The following is a 19,055-nucleotide window of genomic DNA, read 5'->3' on the forward strand; positions in this document are numbered from 1 at the left end:
AGGCCGTCCTGCCAATCAGGGCAGAACGTATCCACATATCCCTCGTGGGGATAATCAGATTAGGTGAACATCACGGATGCACCGTCACCGCTAGTCGTTCAGCACTCCGAAACGCCCCGCCTGGAGGTCTTGAATCGCCTGCTGGATTTCAGCTTCACTGTTCATCACGAAAGGCCCATAGCCAGCGATTGGCTCATCGATGGGTTCCCCGCTCAACAACAGGACATGGGCATCATCGTTCGCTACCAGCAGCAGCCGATCGCCCATGCGGTCAAACAGCACTGTCTGAGATTCGCGCACGATCTGGTCACCGTTCACCTGCAAGGTGCCTTGCAACACCACCAGAATGACGTTGCGCCCCTTGGAGAGTGGCAATTTGAGCGACCTGTCACGTTTGAGTCGTATGTCCCATACATCAATGGGTGTGAAGGTGAGCGCTGGTCCTTGCCGACCATCGAACGCACCGGCGATCAGGCGAAGCGTTCCCGCTCCTCGATTCAATGGAATGGCAGGGATGGTGTGGTCAAGTAGGGTCTGATACCGCGGCAATGACATTTTGTCGTGAGCGGGTAAGTTGACCCACAACTGCACCATTTCCAGCGTGCCGCCCACCCGGCTGAAGGTTTCAGCGTGAAATTCCTCATGCAGGATGCCTGCTGCAGCTGTCATCCATTGCACATCACCTGGGCCAATACGCCCACCTGCGCCTGTCGAGTCCCGATGTTCCAGCTCACCCTGGTAAACGATCGTGACAGTTTCAAAGCCGCGATGAGGGTGCTGCCCTACGCCTCGACGCTGATCGGTTGGAGTGAAGTCCTGAGGCCCGGCGTAGTCCAACAAGAGAAACGGACTAATATGCTTCCCTTGGTTGCTGTAGGAAAACAGCGTGCGCACCGGGAAACCGTCCCCAACCCAATGCGGACTGGCGCTTGTGTATACACCCAGAATCTTATTCATGGCTCAGCCTCTGCCGCGACGACGGTAGGCGCTAAAGCTAGTCACACCACACCGTCAGCGATAGGGCTAAAAATGGATCTCAGCGTTCTATTGCATGAACACTGACACGCGATCGTGAGCGGCAAATGCTAATCCCTCTCGAACATACATCCCATAGGGCTCTATCCCCGCGTAGTGCAAGCAGTCGATCTCGCGTCGGCGATGCGCGACCTAGGCCATCTTGGACAAAGAGAATCGCCTAGGCTACTAGACGGTATTCGGAGTAAATGTACGAGAGGCCGGCTTGGAGCATTTTGGCAGGGGCTGCGCGATACCGATGGTCGCCCAGCCGCCTCTAGTAACATCGTTTCTACCGGGCGGCATGTGCCATAGCTGATGACCACAGCAGCATCCACAATAGCCAGAGCCCAAAGCCAACTGCGATTAATTCTTAGTCATGGCATCGGCTATTTTTGAGTTGGGGATGTTCAGCACCATCGCCCAGGGTAGAGCCTCCGCACGACACGCTTCTTACAAAAAAGCGACATCGCCAACTAATTTGTTGATTATTACAAAGTCCTGATATATCCGTATGAGTGGATGCTTTTTTGATGGAATGATACCTAGCTGTTAGCAGTTTGCGTGCTATCAGCAGCCACACCCTTACGCCTCACGCCAAACCTCAAACAGCCACCCTTTTGCGCTACAGCTCAGCAGTATTCGATTAAATAATAGGATTTTTTTATGAGCATGCCAGGGACAATAGCAAGGACAACCATTAAGCCTAAACTGACTCTTCCTCTTATAGCGTTCATCCTCTCATTTCTGACAGCCCTCACGATTGTATTTGCACTCGAAGACTCTTATAGACAAATACGTACCGGTAAAGCGCACGAAGCCGCTGACCAACTGGCTCATGCGCTTGAACGCTCCCTTAGCCACTCATTGAATGCGGCGTACGGTCTCGGTGCCGCCGTCCGACACCACCAAGGCAGACTTGACGATTTTCAAGAATTAGCTAAATACATAGTCCCTCATGACGAACATCTTTACGCCCTTGCACTAGCGCCGAATGGCACTATTGACTCGGTTGCACCTGCGTCACGCCCACTCCTGGTTGGTAATGGCGACTTGGCCAGCCTATTCAATGGATATCGCTACGATTTGGAACTGTTGAAATTACCTCAAGACAAAGTGACATTCAAAGGACCAATACGTCTAGGTAATGGGTCTTTGGGGGCAATTGGCATCCTACCGATCTACATCGGAAAGCACCCTGAAGATAAAACATTTTGGGGGCTGACAGTTGTTGCCATTAGCTTAACCAACTCCTTCCTTGATTTTGATCTGAAAGCCGTAAAACAGAGAGGATATCACCATGAGATATCTGGAACAAATCCGATCACCGGAAAGCTAGAAGTCTTACCCAGCTCCGACATAGCGCCCGACGAGCAACAGCGCTCAATTGAAAGAGAGATAATGGGTACATCATTAACGCTAAGACTGGCGCGCATAAACCAACTAGGATATAGAAAACTATTTCTTGCAATCTGTCTAGCACTACTCATTTGTAGCTTCATAGCTTGGTCAGCCTACATGGGCATAGAGCTCGCCCTACAGAGAAAAGAACTTAAAGACATCGCCCTTTACGACGCACTAACTGGACTACCGAATCGCCGTTTACTCATGGAACGACTAGAACTGGCCACCGACGACGCAAATCGAACTCGAAGAAAGGTCGCGATATCATACTTAGACTTGGATGGGCTAAAAAAAATTAATGACACCTTCGGGCACGCCACTGGAGATAAAGTTTTAGTTGAGGTATCCTCGCGCATACAGCACTGCCTTCGCAACTCCGACACATTTGCGCGCGTCGGAGGAGATGAGTTTGTATTAATTCTAGGCAACCTGAACCATGAGCACGAAGCCGATGTTATTTTGAACCGCATCCTAAACGAGGCAAAAATAGACTTCTGCTTTGAAGGTCAGAAAGCTTCAATTTCAGTCAGTGTCGGGACTGCCTTCTACGACACGCACGGAATGCACACGCATCAGCTTTTAGCCCAGGCTGACGACGCAATGTATCAAGCAAAAAAAAGGGGCAAAAATCGGATAGTAATCGCTCCTATACGGCATGCGGACAACTGTTAGTTGATCCTGCACAGCTTGCCGGCGATGCAGCCGGTACTGACTATAGAGCTTTGGATCGCTGTCTGCTATGGGTCGGATAGCGACGGTCATACCTCGACCGCCGCTGTAAGTTGTCAGACCTCCGTCTGCTCCGCCATCTCCAATGCGTCATCGACCTCAATGCCCAGGTATCGCACCGTGCCCTCAAGCTTCGTATGGCCTAGCAGGAGCTGAACTGCTCTCAGATTCTTCGTCCTGCGATAGATCAGCGATGCCTTCGTACGTCTCATCGTGTGGGTGCCATACATGGCTGGATCAAGGCCAATAGCTTTTACCCAAGCTTTGACGATTCGGGCGTATTGCCGGGTAGAGAGTTGCAGTGAGGCGTGTAGCCGGCTTGGAAAAAGGCAATCCTCGCTATGGAGATGGGCTTGATGTATCCAGGCCTCCAGAGCCACCCGCGTTTGCTCAGTAATCTCAAACTGCACGGGGCGCTGGGTTTTCTGCTGCATCACTATTGCTCGCGATGACACGTGCTCCCCATGCGCAACGTCGCGTACACGAAGCTTGGTCAAATCGCAGGCTCGTAGCTTGCTGTCGATGGCCAGATCGAAGAGAGCTAAATCACGAGTTTCCTCCGCGATTTGGAGCCTTACCCGAATGGCCCAGATATCTTTGAGTCGGAGCGGGGCTTTCTGCCCGACCAATTTTCCTTTGTTCCAAGGTTGATGGCTGCCGGTCGTAATGGTTTTCATGGCTTGTCCTCCACGTGAGGGAGGACAAGGATGGTCATCCCGATCCAGGGGCGCTAACCGACCAAAGCTACCCGAGGGACAAGTCAGCAGTGCTGACCTAAGCAGACATTTCGTCTTATGCCTCAATCATTCATGATGCTGCTCTGGAAAGTGCGAAAGTTAATAAATTTATGTTTGATCAATACTTGAAACGATGGGAGCTGACCATCGACGGTGATGCTTTCGCCTCGCTGAATGGACATCTACTGCCCGTTCGCCACCACGGCCTGCCAGCCATGCTCAAAATCTCGCAAGCGCTAGAAGAGCAAGCAGGCAACCTGCTTATGGCTTGGTGGGACGGTGAAGGAGCAGCTCCCGTGCTGGCACATGACGGTGAGGCCTTACTCATGGAGCGGGCGAACGGCTCGGTCTCCCTTGGGCACATGGTAAGCTGCGGCCAGGACGACGAGGCTACTCGTATTATCTGTGCGGTGGTCCGCCGCCTCCACATCCCTCGTACAAAACCGCTACCTGCTTTGGTCCCCCTGGTTAAACGGTTCGAAGCCTTATGGAGCGCAGCGGCAACGCACAGAGGTGTATTTGAACAAAGCGCAGAAACCGCCCGCCAACTTTTTAGGTGCCCTCGCGAAGTCACGGTACTGCATGGCGATATCCATCACGGAAATGTCTTGGACTTTGGCCCCAAGGGATGGCTCGCTATCGATCCTAAGGGACTGTACGGTGAGCGCGGCTTCGATTACGCGAATATTTTCTGCAATCCGGATATCAAAAGCGCTTTGGCTCCAGGTTGTTTCGAGCGCCGTATAGGGGTCGTGGCACAAGCTTCCGAAATTGATCGCCGCAGGTTGTTGCAATGGGTGCTCGCCTGGACCGGGTTGTCAGCAGCCTGGATGCTCGAGGACGACATTGATCCGAATGTACCCCTTGAGGTGGCGAAGCTTGCAGCGTTGGCGCTCGGTTTGTGAGTTTTACGGTAGGGCGAGGCCAGTGACGTTTCACAAATCAGAGAGCGGTCGACACAGGCAAGCCCTGTACTGATAATCAACGTCTCACAGGGATGCCCAGGAACGAATGTCATGGACTGTCTTCCGACGCTGATCACCGATCGGCTGGTTCTCACCCCTCTCCAATTGGAGGATTCACCCATCATTCAGGAGCTGTTCCCCTGCTGGGAGGTGGTTCGCTACCTGGATCGTCGTGTCCCATGGCCGTATCCAGAAGACGGGGCGCTGGTTTATGTCCGAGATATCGCCCTGCCTGCTATGGCAGCAGGTCGTGAAAGGCACTGGATGATCCGCATGCGCAACGATGCTGGCTGCACCCTGGGTAGCATCAGTTTGTATGATCAGCCTGGAAACAACAGAGGCTTCTGGCTCGCACCACAGTGGTGGGGAAAGGGCTACATGCGTGAGGCATGCCGGATTATCAATGCCTATTGGTTCGAGACACTGTCGCGTCCGGTCATGCAGGTTCCCAAAGCTGTTGCCAACGACGCATCTCGCAGGGTCTCGAAACATGAGGGTATGCGCTTGGTAGACGTGCAGGCAGGAGAATTTGTATCTGGAATGATGGAGGTCGAAATATGGGAGATGACTCGTGCTGACTGGTTAGAAAGGTCAATTGCCGGCCGCTAGTTTTTATGCACTCAGTCGCCGCCATCTGAGCAGTTGGGTGACGGTCAGATTGATGGGGATAGACCACTCGCGCAAATGCCAGTCATAGGTCGATTCCGTGATGCCATAAGTGGTGGTGCAGCCTTGGCGAGTGATGCAACCCGTGCCACCGCAGCGGCGTTAAAGAACGGGTGCAAAACGTAAGCATTTTCCCGATTGTCCAGAAAACCTCACCTACACTGCTTCAAGTTCGATGAAGGCGGCCATGCTGCAAAGCAGCGGGCTACCGGCAGTCTCTTGCCCACAGGAGATCCTCATGGATGCCATTGAGGGATTGATGACTCGGATGGTCACCTGTCTGAAGCCTTGCCTGCTAGTCACAGCCATTGCCGCTTGTACTGTCGTCACCGCGCAGGCAGCAACCGAACCCTTGGGCGGGCAACCCCCAGCGGGAGCCACCCCTTCGGTGAAGGACTTCGACTACCAGATCAAGTACCAGCGTGCGTTCGAAGCCATCCTCTGGAACATGCCGGCGATTGCCATCTATTCCTTCCGCCGTGCTGCCGAAAAGGATCTTGGCTACAAGGACAATGACATCATTGCCTACTCGGCAACGGCTAGCCCGCAACTTGAAGCCATTACTGCCAATAGCACCACGCCTTACATCGCAGCCTACACGGACCTGCGCAAAGGCCCTGTGGTGCTGGAAATCCCGGCAGCCTCTGCGGACGGTAGCCTTTATGGCCAGGTGGTGGATGCCTGGCAACTCACCATCGCCGATGTAGGCCCGGCAGGGCTCGACAAAGGCAAAGGTGGCAAGTACCTGTTCACGGCACCTGATTACAAGGGTGAGGTACCCAAGGGTTATATCCATGTGGCCTCGCCTAACTACCGTATCGCCCTGGCGTTTCGCTCGGTGCCGCCCGCGGGCAAGACCGCCAAGGACGCCTACGAATACGCCAAGCGCCTGCGCATGTATTACCTGGCTGAAGCCAAGTCGCCACCGCAGCAGAAGTTCATCGACCCAGCCCATGAGCGCTACCCGACGCTGCCGTTCTACGACGAACGTCACTTCGAAGACATGCACGCGATCATGAGCGTGGAGCCAGTGCGCGAACACGACAAGGTCATGATGGGCATGCTGTCGTCCCTGGGCATCGTCAAGGGCAAACCTTTCGCACCGGACGAAACCGCCAAGAAGGCCATGCACCAGGCCGCCATCGATGCCTGGTTCTTCCTCCAGCAATGGTTCGACACCGAGATGTCCAAGCGCGTGTACTGGCCGGATCGGCACTACGTCTCGCTGTTGCAGCCAGATGCCAATCACAAGTTCACGTTCATCTACGAAGATCGCATCGACCTGCTCGAACGGGCAGCGGAGTACTTCTGGTGCACTTACATGCCTAAAGTCCTCAGCGCCTCACCGGCGACGTCGTACCAGATGGCGATGGCCGACAAGGATGGAAAACCGCTGGAAGCCGGCCAGCTCTACAAGCTCGATGTGCCCAAGGACATGCCGGTAAAGCAGTTCTGGGCGCTGACGGTATATGACCGAGCCACCTTCTCGTTCATCTACAGCGACAGCAACCGCACCACGCTGTCGTCGTTCGACGTCGACAAGATGAAGAAGAATGCCGATGGCGGCGTGACGATCTATATCGGGCCGACGGCCCCACAAGGCGAGGAAGCCAACTGGATTCCCACCTCCGGCAAGCGCCCATTGCCGGCCATGCGCTTCTACGGTCCCACCGAAGCGTTCAACAACAAGACTTTCAAGTTGCCCGACTTCGAACGGGTAATCCCCTGAGCACTGCCTACAACCTTGAAAAACCAAACCAAAGGGGCTGGCCCGCTGGCCCGAGGAGACTTGATGAAACCCATGGTGCTTGGAGCAGCCCTGCTTTCGCTTGCCGTGCCGGCCTTCGCACAGATCCCCGACAAGCTGGCGGAAGATGCCTACATCTATGGTTACTCAATGGACGAGGCCTACAAGTTCTTCTATGAGACGGCAGTCAAGACCAACACGCCGCTCAATCGCTTTCAGAACATCCGCCACCTGGCCGATGACACCTACGTCGATCACCCGACCATCAACAATGACACGCTGCACTTGATGGGCTGGCTGGATATCGCCGCAGAACCCGTGATCGTCAGCGTTCCGGACATGGAAAAAGGTCGTTACTGGATCCTGCACACCATGGACATGGGCCATTACACGACGTCCATGATCGGCTCCCGCACGCGGGACACCAAAGGCGGCCACTTCATGTTCGCCTCACCCCAGTGGAAGGGCACGGTGCCCGACAGTGTCACCGAAGTGATCCGTGTCGAGTCCAACCTGGTTAAATTGATGGGCAGGATCATGTCCACCGGGCCTGAGGACCAGAAAAAGGCGCTTGCCTACATGGATGACTGGAACATCCGTACGCTTTCGGCCTACCTGGGCGAGCCCGGCCCAAAAGCCAAGCAGCGCACTTACCCCGACCCAGCCAAGACCAATTGGCTGCAACGGGTGAACTTCGTGCTGTGTGACGGCAACATGGGCCAGGCCGACAAGAAATGGCTCGACCAGTACAAGTCAGTCGGCGTCGAACCCTGCAAAGAAAACTTCACCAAGGAGCAGCTGGCAGCTGCGAAGAAGGGTGAGGAACTGGGCATGAAGCACATCAAGGACCTCGCTCCGAAGATGACCGACGCCGGCAAGCTGCTGGGCACCCGCGAGCAGTTGGGTGACGGCCCCCGTGACCTGTTCGCCGAGGGCACCTACATCGGCCAGTGGGGGCTGCCCCCAGATGAAAGTATCTACCTGCGCACCGAGACCGCTGCCGACGGTAAGCCGATCAATGGTGCCAATGGTAAGTCGTACGCCATGCACTTCAAGGCGCCCGAGGTCAGCCAGTTCTGGTCCTTTACCGTCTACGCCTCAGACAACCGCCTGATGGCCCACAACGCCATCAATCGCCATAGCTGCGGCGACCGCACACTCAAACCGGATGCCAATGGCGAATACACCATTGAGCTGAGCGCCAAGGGTGAAGAGAGCAACCCCAATTACCTGCCAATTCCGGAAAAGGATGCCTACATTGTCTTGAGGTTGTATGGCCCGAGCAAGGCAGTGCAAGGCGGCGGGTACAAGTTCCCGCCCGTCGAAGTGACCTCGCACTGATTCGTGCGGAGGGTATTGCATTCTCTGGTAAAGGCTTCTGAGGGTGCGCTCAGGAGCCGTTGAGTTACGCAGACGTCTTCGGGCCTGGCCCTTTCACACCTTGATTGCTCCCTTGACGCAAAAGAAACTTTTTCTAAACACGCAAATTAACCCCCGCCCCAGCTGACTGCTGGAGGCGTCTTGTGTGATCAGGGTTAGCCGTTATCAACCCAGAGCTGCCGGTCAGCAAGGATAGCATCAGGCCAGAACGCTGGAAGACGCTGTGCGTACGCACCGTGAGGGCATGCACCACTGCAATCATCAGGTGCTGGTGCGAAGCCACCTAGCGCGTGCAAGATACTTTCAGCACAGGCAGGGGCCAACATTATCTTCCGGGCAGCTTTTACAACACAGGCGCTACGATGAAAGAACACGCATACGCTGTTACCGTAAACTGGACGGGAAACACGGGTGAAGGTACTTCCAGCTATACGTCCTACCAGAGGGACTTCACTGTAGAAGGCCTGGGCAAGCCACAAATCCTCGGCTGCGCCGACCCGGCCTTTCGCGGCAATTCCAATCGTTGGAACCCAGAAGACATGTTGCTGGCCTCGATCTCGGCCTGCCATAAACTGTGGTATCTCCATTTGTGTGCGGTCAACAATGTGAACGTGCTGGAGTACGTCGACTACCCAGTGGCCCGGATGGTTGAGGGCGATGCACAGCAAAAGGGGCATTTCAAGGACGCAGAGTTGCGGCCTCAGATCGTCATCAGCAGCCAATCGGATATCGACCTCGCGATGCGTCTGCATGACGATGCTCATCATGAGTGCTTATTGCCAACTCGGTCAACTTCCCCATCAAATGCAGGGCTGTCATTCACCATCAGCGCTAGATTCCCAGTGGGTCAGCAAGCTGGCGCATGCCACCGTGCCCGGTATCGCGCCAAGCAACGTTAATGCAGCGCTAATCGACTTCGCTTACACTCGCCGCATGAACCGCTTCTTGCGACTGGTTACCCTCTTCTTGCTGGTTATCGCGCTTCCTTTCAACGGGATGGCGGGTATCGACTCACCCATAGAACCGTGCCCCATGCAGGCCATGGGTATGCAAATGATGGCCGGCATGGAGCACGACTGCTGCCAGGAGCAAGATCAGGGCAAGTCCTCCCATCACGACACCAAAACCTGCAAGGTCGGCCAGGAATGTAGAACGGCGACTGCGCTCCAGGTCAGCATGCTGGAGCCTGTGTTGACCTTCGCTACCTCGCACCCTGCCGATACCTATACCGAAAGCCTGGTAGCCAGCGCCCCGCCTGACCACTGGCGCCCTCCTCGGGCCTGATTCCTTCGTAAAACCTCACACGATTGTTCTGCCTTGGCGGCCGAACGATGGCATGCGCGTGCGCGCTGGTTTTTTCGAGGAATCATGCTCATGACTCCCCTACGTTTGCATCCAGGACGGACGCTTGCGCTCGGCCTGGTAATCCTGCTGCCGACGCTATCGGCGCAGGCCGCTTCATTTTCATTGGACGATGCGCTGCAACTGGCAGAGCGCAATGCCCCTTCGCTTCAGGCACGCCAGGAGCAGGTGTCGGCGACACGCAGCGCGATCCTGCCTGCGGGTGAACTGCCCGACCCTCGGCTGAATCTCGGGCTGCAGAACCTGCCGGTGGACGGCAGTGATCGCTGGAGCACAAGCCGAGACTTCATGACCATGCAGGTGGTTGGCCTGTCCCAGGAAGTGCCCAACAGAGACAAACGCAAGGCACGGGTCGAAACCGCGCGGGCAGCGGTTGAACGCGCCGATGCCGAGGCGGTTCTGGAGCGTCAAAACGTACGCGCAGCGACGGCACAGGCGTGGCTGGCGGCCTACACGGTGCAGCGAAAGCTGCAGCAATTCGACGAATTCTACAAAGAGAATCAGCTGCTGACTTCGGCCGTCCACGCCCGCCTGGCCGGCGGAGGCGGTGCAGCAACCGATGCACTTGCTCCAAACCAGGAAATGGCTCAGTTGGACGCGCAGAAAGACCTGCTGCTAAGCCAGGCGAGCCAGGCGCGAGCCGCCCTCAAACGCTGGACCGGCCAGGACGCAGATGTGCAAGCACGCGCATTTCCTCAGTGGGCGGTAAATGCAACTGACTACCTGCATGCGCTACACGCCCACCCTGCGCTGGCGGTTTATGGCGCCATGAGCCGAGAAGCCGAAGCCCAGGTGCATCAGGCGCAAGCCGAGAAGAAGTCTGACTGGGGTTGGCAACTGGACTACCAACGGCGCGGGCCGGCATTCAGCAACATGGTGAGTGTGCAGGTCAGTTTTCAATTGCCCTTGTTCGCAGGCTCTCGGCAAGACCCGATGATCGCCGCCCGGCGTGCACAGGTGCGCCAGCTGGAGGACGAGCAAGACGCGGCCCTGCGGGAGCATACCGCGCAGCTGGAGGCAGACATGGCTGAATACCAGCGCCTGCAGCGTGCAGTGGCGCGAAGCCGAGACACCCTGCTACCGCTCGCCGAAGCACGCGTGCGTTTGGCATTGGCAGATTACCGAGCAGGCAAATCGGCCTTGAGTGAAGTGCTCGCGGCGCGGCGGCAACGGGTAGACGCGCGGTTACAGGACTTAGACCTGCAAGGCCAACTGGCAGCGACAGCGGCACGTTTGCATTTCGCGTACGGCGAGGTGCGGGCATGAAAAGTACGTCTATCGGTCTGATCGCAGCCGTTGCATTGGCTCTGGGTGGCGGTGCGGGCTATTGGTTGGCAGCACGCGGGCAAAGTGCCAAGGCGCCGAGTTCAGAGGAGCAAAAGGCACTTTACTGGTACGACCCGATGTACCCGCAGCAACACTTTTCCGCACCAGGCAAGTCGCCCTTCATGGATATGCAGCTGGTGCCGAAATACGCGGGAGGCACCCCGGATGACACACGGCCCGCTGTGCAGATTACGCCGGGTATCCAGCAGAACCTTGGGGTCAGGCTGGCGACAGTTACCCAGGGTCGCCTTGAGCGCACACTGCAGGTCAGCGGTGTACTGGCCTTCGACGAGCGCGACTTCAGTGTGCTGCAAGCGCGAACCGCAGGGTTCGTCGAACGCACTTACGGGCGCGCCACAGGTGATGCAGTGACCAAGGGGGCACCGCTGGCCGATGTACTTGCGCCAGAATGGGTAGGGTTGCAAGAAGAGTTTCTGGCGCTGCGTCGTTCGGGTGATGCCGGCCTGCAGGCAGCCGCCCGCCAGCGCCTGTTGCTGGCGGGAATGCCGGCGACGTTGATTGACCGGGTCGCACGCAGCGGCAAGGTGCAGGCCCTGGTGACATTGGTTGCCCCCACCGCCGGTGTCATCCAGGCGCTGGAGCTACGCCCAGGCATGACCGTACTACCTGGCGCTACCCTGGCGCGCATCAACGGTGTGACCAACGTCTGGCTTGAGGCAGCAGTACCTGAAGCTCAGGCTCAGGGCTTGCGTGAAGGCTTGGCAGTGCAAGCCGAACTGCCCGCCTATCCCGGCCATGCATTGACCGGCAAGCTGACAGCGCTGCTGGCTGATGCGGACCTGCAAAGCCGTACCTTGCGGCTGCGCATCGAGCTGCCCAACCTCGAGGGTCGATTGCGCCCTGGCATGACCGCCCAGGTCACCCTGCATCCGGTTGGGCAAGCCGATGACAGCTTGCTGATACCTGCCGAGGCCGTGATCCGTACCGGTAAACGCAATGTGGTGATGCTTGCCGAAGATCAAAGCCACTTCCGCCCGATCGAAGTGGTGCTGGGCCAGGAAAGCGGTGGCCAGGTCGCCGTGCTGCAAGGGCTGCAGGCAGGCCAGCGGGTAGTGGCGTCGGGGCAATTTCTTATTGACTCCGAGGCCAGCCTCAAGGGCATCGAGGCTGCAACTGCGCAAGAGACCCCACTGGTACCTGCACAACCGCCACTGCACGAGGCAGACGGGCAAATTGTGCAGATAGACGGCAAGCAGCTCACCATCGCCCATGGCCCTTTCATCACCTTGGGCATGCCTGGAATGACCATGACCTTCCCGGTGGCCGACTCCGTGATGCTCGCCGGGCTGAAAGTGGGTAGTCGCATTCACTTTGGTATCCGCGAACGTGACGAAGGCATGGTGATCGAGCAGATCGGTGCGCAGGAGAGTCAGCCATGATTGCGCAACTGATACGCTGGTCGGTGGGCAACCGGGTGCTGGTTCTGTTCGCCACGTTGTTTTTGGTGGCCTGGGGCGTGCTCTCGGTGCGTAGCCTGCCAATCGACGCGTTGCCGGACTTGTCGGACGTGCAAGTCATCATTCGCACCTCCTACCCTGGGCAAGCGCCACAGATTGTGGAAAACCAGGTGACCTACCCACTGACCACCACCATGCTCTCAGTGCCTGGCGCCAAGACAGTGCGCGGCTTCTCGGCCTTTGGCGACAGCTTCGTCTACGTGTTGTTCGAGGATGGCACCGACCTCTACTGGGCACGCTCGCGGGTCCTGGAGTATCTGAGCCAGGTGCAATCGCGCCTACCTGCGTCGGCCAAACCCATACTCGGGCCAGATGCCACAGGTGTGGGCTGGATTTATCAATACGCGCTGGTCGACCGCCGTGGTGGTCATGACCTGGCGCAACTGCGCAGCCTGCAGGATTGGTTCTTGCGCTTCGAGCTCAAGACCCTGCCTGATGTCGCCGAAGTGGCGAGTATCGGCGGCATGGTCAAGCAGTACCAAGTGGTGCTCGACCCGTTGCGCCTGGCCACGCTTGGCATTACCCAAGCGCAGGTGACGGATGCCATCGCCAAGGCCAACCAGGAAACCGGCGGGGGTGTCCTTGAGCAAGGTGAGGCGCAATTCATGGTTCGTGCTTCGGGTTACCTGAAGACACTCGATGATTTGCGCGCCATCCCCCTGCGTCTGGCCACCAATGGCGCACCAGTAACGCTTGGCGATGTCGCCACCGTACAGCTTGGGCCAGAGGCGCGCAGAGGGATTGGTGAACTGGATGGCCAGGGCGAGGCCGTGGGTGGTGTGGTCATTTTGCGCAGCGGCAAAAACGCAAGGGAAGCCATTGCCCGCGTCAAGGAAAAACTCGAAGCGTTGAAGAAGGGCCTGCCCGCCGGGGTGGAGCTGGTCACCACCTATGATCGCAGCCAATTGATCGACCGCGCCGTGGACAACCTGAGCCAAAAACTGCTCGAAGAGTTCATCGTGGTCGTACTGGTGTGCGCGGCGTTTCTCTGGCACCTGCGTTCATCACTGGTGGCGATCGTCTCCCTGCCAGTGGGGGTGCTGATTGCACTGATCGTCATGCGCCATCAGGGGATGAACGCCAACATCATGTCACTTGGCGGCATCGCTATCGCTATCGGTGCAATGGTCGACGCGGCAGTGGTAATGATCGAAAACGCACACAAGCATGTCGAGGCCTGGCATGCCCGCAACCCGGGGGGCCAGCTGCAGGGCGAACAACACTGGAAGGTCATGACCGAGGCGGCAGTCGAGGTGGGGCCGGCCCTATTCTTCAGCCTGATGATCATCACACTGTCGTTCGTTCCGGTCTTTACCTTGCAGGCCCAGGAAGGACGGTTGTTCGCACCGTTGGCGTTCACCAAGACCTACGCCATGGCTGCTGCCGCAGGGCTGGCGGTGACGCTGGTACCGGTGCTGATGGGCTACTGGATTCGCGGCCCGCTGCCAGCGGAGGCGCGCAACCCGCTTAACCGCGGGCTGATTCGGCTGTATCGCCCCGCGCTGGAGGTTGTGTTACGCCGACCACGCATGACGCTGATGGGCGCACTGCTGATCCTCCTCAGCAGCCTGTGGCCATTGAACCATTTAGGCGGGGAGTTTCTACCGCCGTTGGACGAGGGCGACCTGCTGTACATGCCCTCTGCGCTTCCTGGGTTATCCACCCAAAAAGCTTCACAGTTGCTGCAGCGCACCGACCAGCTGATTCGGACCGTGCCCGAGGTGGCCAGCGTATTTGGCAAAGCCGGGCGCGCCGAATCGGCGACCGACCCCGCGCCGCTGGAGATGTTCGAAACCATCGTGCGCCTGAAGCCGAAAGACCAGTGGCGACCGGGTATGACCAGCGAGAAGCTGATTGAAGAGCTCGACCGGACAGTTCAGGTACCAGGGCTGACCAACATCTGGATTCCGCCCATTCGAAACCGGATCGACATGTTGGCTACCGGCATCAAGAGCCCCATTGGCGTGAAAGTGGCTGGCAGCGACCCCGGGCTGATCGATCGCGTGACACTGGCCGTCGAGCGGGCAGCGAAAACGGTGCCCGGCGTGACCTCGGCATTGGCTGAGCGCTTGACTGGCGGGCGCTACATCGACCTCGATATCGACCGTCAGGCGGCAGCGCGCCACGGCCTGAACATCGCAGACGTGCAAGCCATTGTTGCCGGAGCCATCGGTGGTGAAACCATTGGCGAAACGGTTGAAGGGTTGGCGCGCTATCCCATCAGCGTAAGGTACCCACGGGAATGGCGAGACTCCGCCGATGCACTGCGTCAGTTGCCGATCTACACAGCCCAGGGCGGGCAGATCACCCTTGGTACCGTCGCACAGGTGCGCATCACCGATGGTCCACCGATGCTCAAGAGCGAGAACGCCCGCCCTTCGGGCTGGGTTTACATCGACGTACGCGGTCGTGATCTGTCGTCCGTGGTGGCCGACCTGCGCCAAGTGGTAGAGCGCGAGGTGAAGCTTGAACCCGGCATGAGCCTCAGCTACTCCGGCCAGTTCGAGTATCTGGAGCGTGCCAATGCTCGCCTGACGTGGGTGGTACCGGCAACGCTGGCGATCATTTTCGTTCTGCTTTACCTCACCTTCGGCCGTATGGAAGAAGCGCTGCTGATCATGGGTACCTTGCCCTTCGCCCTCACCGGTGGTGTGTGGTTGCTTTATCTGATGGGTTTCAACCTGTCGGTGGCCACGGGTGTCGGCTTCATCGCCTTGGCAGGGGTGGCCGCGGAGTTCGGCGTCATCATGCTGCTCTACCTGAACAACGCCTGGGCCGAGCGCCTAGCCAAAGGCGAGCACACGCAAGCAGCGCTGCTGGACGCGATTGGCGAAGGTGCCGTGCATCGTATTCGCCCCAAAGCCATGACCGTGGCGGTAATTGTCGCAGGGCTGCTGCCGATTCTCTGGAGCGACGGCACCGGCAGCGAAGTGATGGCGCGAATCGCTGTACCGATGGTGGGCGGCATGCTGACTGCACCCTTGCTCTCGCTGTTCGTCATCCCCGCAGCGTACTGGATGATCCGACGCCGACAGGTTGACGGCTTGAAGGTAGGGGCAAGGTGAGGTTCGATTTCCCTATGGAGGGGAGCGCTGCGACGATCGAAGACATCCGCAAGCACTAACCCTCCGGTTGCTCATCCTGTTTGCCAGAACCCAGCAAACAGGATGAGTTTCAAGTGACCTTTGGGTGCAGTCCACGCAGGTGTCGGTCATCTGCACGGCCTGGCAACCGGCTAGGAAAGCCCATTGAGCATGTCCTGAACCTGTTGCGTCGCCTGGCGGGTACTTTGCGCGAGTTTCTTCACTTCATCGGCAACCACCGAAAACCCTCGCCCCACCTCGCCCGCCCTGGCGGCCTCGATGGCCGCATTCAACGCCAGAAGGTTGGTCTGCTCGGCGATACTTCGAATGACGCTGATCATCTGTGCGATACGCTCGTAGCTGGCTTGATTCTGCTGGCGCATCTGCGCTTGGCTGGCCTGGACACTGCGCTCATCGCTGATATCCCGCACAGCCCCGATCACGCGCACCAGCCGCCCTTGCTCGTTTCGCACTGCGCGCCCTCGCTCGCGGCACCAGATATAACCCCGCTGCTTGTGGCGCATGCGGTATTCGAACACGTACTCCGCCGCCTCAACCGGCGCGATGATCGCGGCATCGAAGACGCTCATGATGCCCGGCAGGTCGTCTGGATGAGTGATGTCGACCTGAGATTGCCAGCCATCAGGCAACTCTTCGGATGTATAGCCCATCAGGCAGCGGAACTGGTCGGAAAACCGCATGTGACTGGACGGGTGCCCGACATCGCCATGGGCTACCGAGATATCCCACACCCCTTCGGTAAGCGTGGTCTGCAACAACGCCCAAAGCTGCTGTTGATCCAGTAATACCTGCGCCTGCTGCGCAAGCTCGACACGTCGTGCGTCCAGTTCACGATTGCGCTCGACAAGGCCAGCTTCACGCAGCTCCGCTGCTCGCAAGCTAGCGCGAGCGGCCTCCAGTTCTACCTCTCGGGCTCCCAGCGACACTTCCAGCCGGCGCAACGCCAAAGCACTCTGCTGGCGCTGCGCAACCACCTCGCTCAAACCTTGCAGCACCTCGGGACAACGCGCGAGCAGCGGGTACTCAAAGCGCTGTGGCACCTGCCCCGCTTGGGCCTGGGCCAGTGCCTGGGAAAACGCCTGCATCCAGTGGACTTTCCTGAAAAACATGCACCCGCTCCTGCTGTGGTTTTCGACGTACAGGCGTACGCGCTCTGGACGTCATACAAAAAACGCCGGCGGGAGGCCGGCGCTTAAATGCAGTACGTATGAAGTAAGAGATCGCCTGGTGAGGCAGCGCCACTATCCTCTACTGCCAGCCCCTATTGCTTGCTTGAACCTGCCAGCCAGCTTGTCCCTGCGTGACTTTCATGCGGTCCACCAGAGCATGCGCATTTGGCGACATGCACCGTGCATCAGCTAATTGCACGCATACTCATGAAGACATGTCCGCCATCGCCGCTTCAGGAGGTTGCCACCATGCTTGACCGGGTCATGGATGCACTGCGAGACAATCCCGAAATCGCTGTATTTCTCGCCATTGCCCTGGGCATCCTGCTCGGCCGTATCAAGCTGGGCAGTTTCCATCTGGGTTCTGTCGCTGGCGCACTGCTGATGGGGCTGCTGATTGGTCAGATCGGCCTGCAAGTGCCCCACGAACTGAAATCGGTATTCTTCGCCTTGTTCATCTATGCGGTCGGCTTCAAGAGTGGGCCGGAATTCTTCGGCAGCCTCAACCGCGGCACGTTCAAGCTGGTCATTCTCTCGCTGGTGCTGTGCGGCACTGCCCTGGCAGTGATTCTGGCGATGAACGCGCTGTACGGCTTCGATGCAGGCTTTACCGCAGGCCTGGGCGCCGGCGCCCTGACGGACACGGCGATCATGGGCACGGCCAGCAGCGCGATCGCCCAATTACCGCTGGACGCGGCAGCCAAGGCCGAGCTCAACAGCCACATGGCTGTAGCCTATGCGATCACCTATGTATTCGGCACCGTCGGGCTGATCGTCTTCGTCGGCAGCCTGGCGCCACGCCTGCTCGGGGTGGACTTGCGCAGCAGCGCCCAGGCGCTGGAGCGTGAACTGGGCATTGAACGCAATGAAGACGCCATCAGCATCCCTTATACCCGCATCGTCGTGCGCGCCCATCGGCTCACGGCCGCCCATGCAGCCGGCACAACCATCGCCGATGTGGAGGCGCTGCACCCGGCGCTGAGCATCGAACGCGTCACCCGCGCCGGGCAACACCTGGAGCGCGACCCGGCATTGCGCCTTGAACGTGACGACATCCTGGGCATATACGCCCTGCGCGATGCTGTGAGCGATCTGCACGGCTGGATAGGCCCGGAAGTGGATCACCCGCAAAGCCTGTCGTTCGCCACCCGCAGCGCCGACATCGTGCTGACCAGCCGCCACCTGGCCGGTCGCAGCCTGCATCAGGTGAAGGCCGCACTTACCGGTTCCGAGCGCATGGGTTGCTTTCTCACGGGCATCACCCGTCAAGGCCTGCCCCTGCCCCTTTTGCCGGAAACCATTCTGCGTCGGGGCGATGTCATCAGCCTTACTGGGCGAGCCAGCAGTGTTGACGCATTGGCCGCGCAACTGGGCCGGATCCGACACGCCAGCTACCGCAGCGATATCGCCATCCATGCGCTGGGCCTGGTTGCCGGTTCACTGGTGGGGCTGCTGTCTACCCACATCGGCATGATTCCAGTGGAACTCGGCATCGGCGGTGGCGTGTTGCTAGCCGGGCTGTTGATCGGTTGGTACAACTCGCGACATCCCGATCTCGGCGCCCTGCCACCTGCCGCACAGTGGGCGTTTTCCGAGTTTGGCCTGACCGCCTTCGGCGCGGTCGTGGGCTTGCTGGCCGGGCCGGCGGCGCTGACGGCGGTCAGGGAACAAGGCATGGCACTGTTGCTGGCAGGCGCACTGGTGACCCTCATTCCGCCGCTGGTCACACTCTACGTTGGCCGCTACGTGCTGCGCTTGCATCCGATGATCCTGTTGGGCGCGCTGGCCGGAGCACAGACCGAAGCGGCCTCGATGAACAAGATCATCGAGCAGTCGGGAAGCAATACCCCAGTCATCGGTTTCACCGTCTGCTATGCCGTCTCCAATGTGCTGCTCGCAGTATGTGGCCCGATCATCATCGCCTTTGCCTGACGCCTCGACTTGCCCGCCGGCAAGTGTCGTCTAAAGTACTGA

General features: G+C 58.4%; 13 protein-coding genes and 1 pseudogene. 11 read left to right on the top strand and 3 right to left on the bottom strand.

The genetic code is table 11. The annotated features are described in order from the left end of the window. Positions 1–90: 90 nt before the first annotated feature. The gene (locus tag AB5975_25830; protein ID XDR19862.1) at positions 91–957 is read right to left on the bottom strand and encodes a pirin family protein; all 867 of its coding nucleotides are present in this window, start codon (positions 955–957) and stop codon (positions 91–93) included. A gap of 723 nt (positions 958–1,680) precedes the next feature. Here AB5975_25830 and AB5975_25835 point away from each other — a divergent pair. Next, positions 1,681–3,090, top strand: coding sequence for a diguanylate cyclase (locus AB5975_25835; protein XDR19863.1), 1,410 nt, complete (start codon positions 1,681–1,683; stop codon positions 3,088–3,090). Between the two features lie 113 nt (positions 3,091–3,203). Here AB5975_25835 and AB5975_25840 read toward each other — a convergent pair whose 3' ends face one another. Further along, positions 3,204–3,824 (bottom strand): tyrosine-type recombinase/integrase, encoded by a 621-nt coding sequence (locus AB5975_25840; GenBank protein XDR19864.1) that lies wholly within the window; start codon positions 3,822–3,824, stop codon positions 3,204–3,206. Positions 3,825–3,994: 170 nt separating this feature from the next. On the opposite strand from AB5975_25840, the gene AB5975_25845 reads away from it, so the two are divergent. From AB5975_25845 to AB5975_25885, 9 genes and pseudogenes are all read left to right on the top strand, one after another. Then, positions 3,995–4,789 (top strand): aminoglycoside phosphotransferase family protein, encoded by a 795-nt coding sequence (locus tag AB5975_25845; GenBank protein XDR19865.1) that lies wholly within the window; start codon positions 3,995–3,997, stop codon positions 4,787–4,789. Between the two features lie 111 nt (positions 4,790–4,900). Then, positions 4,901–5,458 carry a GNAT family N-acetyltransferase gene (locus AB5975_25850; GenBank protein XDR19866.1) on the top strand — a complete coding sequence of 186 codons (558 nt, stop codon included), beginning with the start codon at positions 4,901–4,903 and terminating at the stop codon, positions 5,456–5,458. Positions 5,459–5,753: 295 nt separating this feature from the next. After that, positions 5,754–7,244: a DUF1254 domain-containing protein gene (locus AB5975_25855; GenBank protein XDR19867.1), complete on the top strand. Its 1,491-nt coding sequence runs from the start codon at positions 5,754–5,756 to the stop codon at positions 7,242–7,244. A 63-nt stretch (positions 7,245–7,307) separates the two neighbouring features. Beyond that, positions 7,308–8,603, top strand: a complete 1,296-nt coding sequence (locus AB5975_25860; GenBank protein ID XDR19868.1) for a DUF1254 domain-containing protein — start codon at positions 7,308–7,310, stop codon at positions 8,601–8,603. A 401-nt stretch (positions 8,604–9,004) separates the two neighbouring features. Next, positions 9,005–9,477: pseudogene (locus AB5975_25865) on the top strand (OsmC family protein). 212 nt (positions 9,478–9,689) lie between these two features. After that, positions 9,690–9,926, top strand: coding sequence for a hypothetical protein (locus AB5975_25870; GenBank protein XDR19869.1), 237 nt, complete (start codon positions 9,690–9,692; stop codon positions 9,924–9,926). A gap of 90 nt (positions 9,927–10,016) precedes the next feature. Continuing rightward, on the top strand, positions 10,017–11,270 hold the full coding sequence (locus AB5975_25875; GenBank protein ID XDR19870.1) for a TolC family protein: 1,254 nt from the start codon (positions 10,017–10,019) through the stop codon (positions 11,268–11,270). Beyond that, entirely contained in the window at positions 11,267–12,730 is a 1,464-nt protein-coding gene (locus AB5975_25880) for an efflux RND transporter periplasmic adaptor subunit (protein ID XDR19871.1), read from the top strand. Before AB5975_25875 ends, AB5975_25880 begins: the two co-directional genes overlap by 4 nt. Further along, positions 12,727–15,873 (top strand): efflux RND transporter permease subunit, encoded by a 3,147-nt coding sequence (locus AB5975_25885; protein XDR19872.1) that lies wholly within the window; start codon positions 12,727–12,729, stop codon positions 15,871–15,873. Before AB5975_25880 ends, AB5975_25885 begins: the two co-directional genes overlap by 4 nt. A gap of 170 nt (positions 15,874–16,043) precedes the next feature. On the opposite strand, the gene AB5975_25890 is transcribed toward AB5975_25885, so the two are convergent. Next, positions 16,044–17,021, bottom strand: coding sequence for a methyl-accepting chemotaxis protein (locus tag AB5975_25890; protein ID XDR19873.1), 978 nt, complete (start codon positions 17,019–17,021; stop codon positions 16,044–16,046). Between the two features lie 309 nt (positions 17,022–17,330). Between AB5975_25890 and aspT the strand changes: the two genes are divergently transcribed. Continuing rightward, a complete protein-coding gene (aspT, locus tag AB5975_25895; protein XDR19874.1) occupies positions 17,331–19,013 on the top strand; it encodes an aspartate-alanine antiporter in 1,683 nt (560 codons plus the stop codon). The last annotated feature ends 42 nt before the right edge of the window (positions 19,014–19,055 follow it).

The organism is Pseudomonas putida (genome assembly GCA_041071465.1).
Classification (GTDB): domain Bacteria; phylum Pseudomonadota; class Gammaproteobacteria; order Pseudomonadales; family Pseudomonadaceae; genus Aquipseudomonas; species Aquipseudomonas putida_P.

Bases quoted from the DNA above. Each gene is read 5' to 3' on its own strand.
- AB5975_25880 (XDR19871.1), top strand. From the start codon at position 11,267: ATGAAAAGTACGTCTATCGGTCTGATCGCAGCCGTTGCATTGGCTCTG.
- AB5975_25860 (XDR19868.1), top strand. From the start codon at position 7,308: ATGAAACCCATGGTGCTTGGAGCAGCCCTGCTTTCGCTTGCCGTGCCG.
- AB5975_25840 (XDR19864.1), bottom strand. From the start codon at position 3,824: ATGAAAACCATTACGACCGGCAGCCATCAACCTTGGAACAAAGGAAAA.
- AB5975_25890 (XDR19873.1), bottom strand. From the start codon at position 17,021: ATGTTTTTCAGGAAAGTCCACTGGATGCAGGCGTTTTCCCAGGCACTG.
- aspT (XDR19874.1), top strand. From the start codon at position 17,331: ATGCTTGACCGGGTCATGGATGCACTGCGAGACAATCCCGAAATCGCT.
- AB5975_25870 (XDR19869.1), top strand. From the start codon at position 9,690: ATGCAAATGATGGCCGGCATGGAGCACGACTGCTGCCAGGAGCAAGAT.
- AB5975_25885 (XDR19872.1), top strand. From the start codon at position 12,727: ATGATTGCGCAACTGATACGCTGGTCGGTGGGCAACCGGGTGCTGGTT.
- AB5975_25855 (XDR19867.1), top strand. From the start codon at position 5,754: ATGGATGCCATTGAGGGATTGATGACTCGGATGGTCACCTGTCTGAAG.
- AB5975_25835 (XDR19863.1), top strand. From the start codon at position 1,681: ATGAGCATGCCAGGGACAATAGCAAGGACAACCATTAAGCCTAAACTG.
- AB5975_25850 (XDR19866.1), top strand. From the start codon at position 4,901: ATGGACTGTCTTCCGACGCTGATCACCGATCGGCTGGTTCTCACCCCT.
- AB5975_25845 (XDR19865.1), top strand. From the start codon at position 3,995: ATGTTTGATCAATACTTGAAACGATGGGAGCTGACCATCGACGGTGAT.
- AB5975_25830 (XDR19862.1), bottom strand. From the start codon at position 957: ATGAATAAGATTCTGGGTGTATACACAAGCGCCAGTCCGCATTGGGTT.
- AB5975_25875 (XDR19870.1), top strand. From the start codon at position 10,017: ATGACTCCCCTACGTTTGCATCCAGGACGGACGCTTGCGCTCGGCCTG.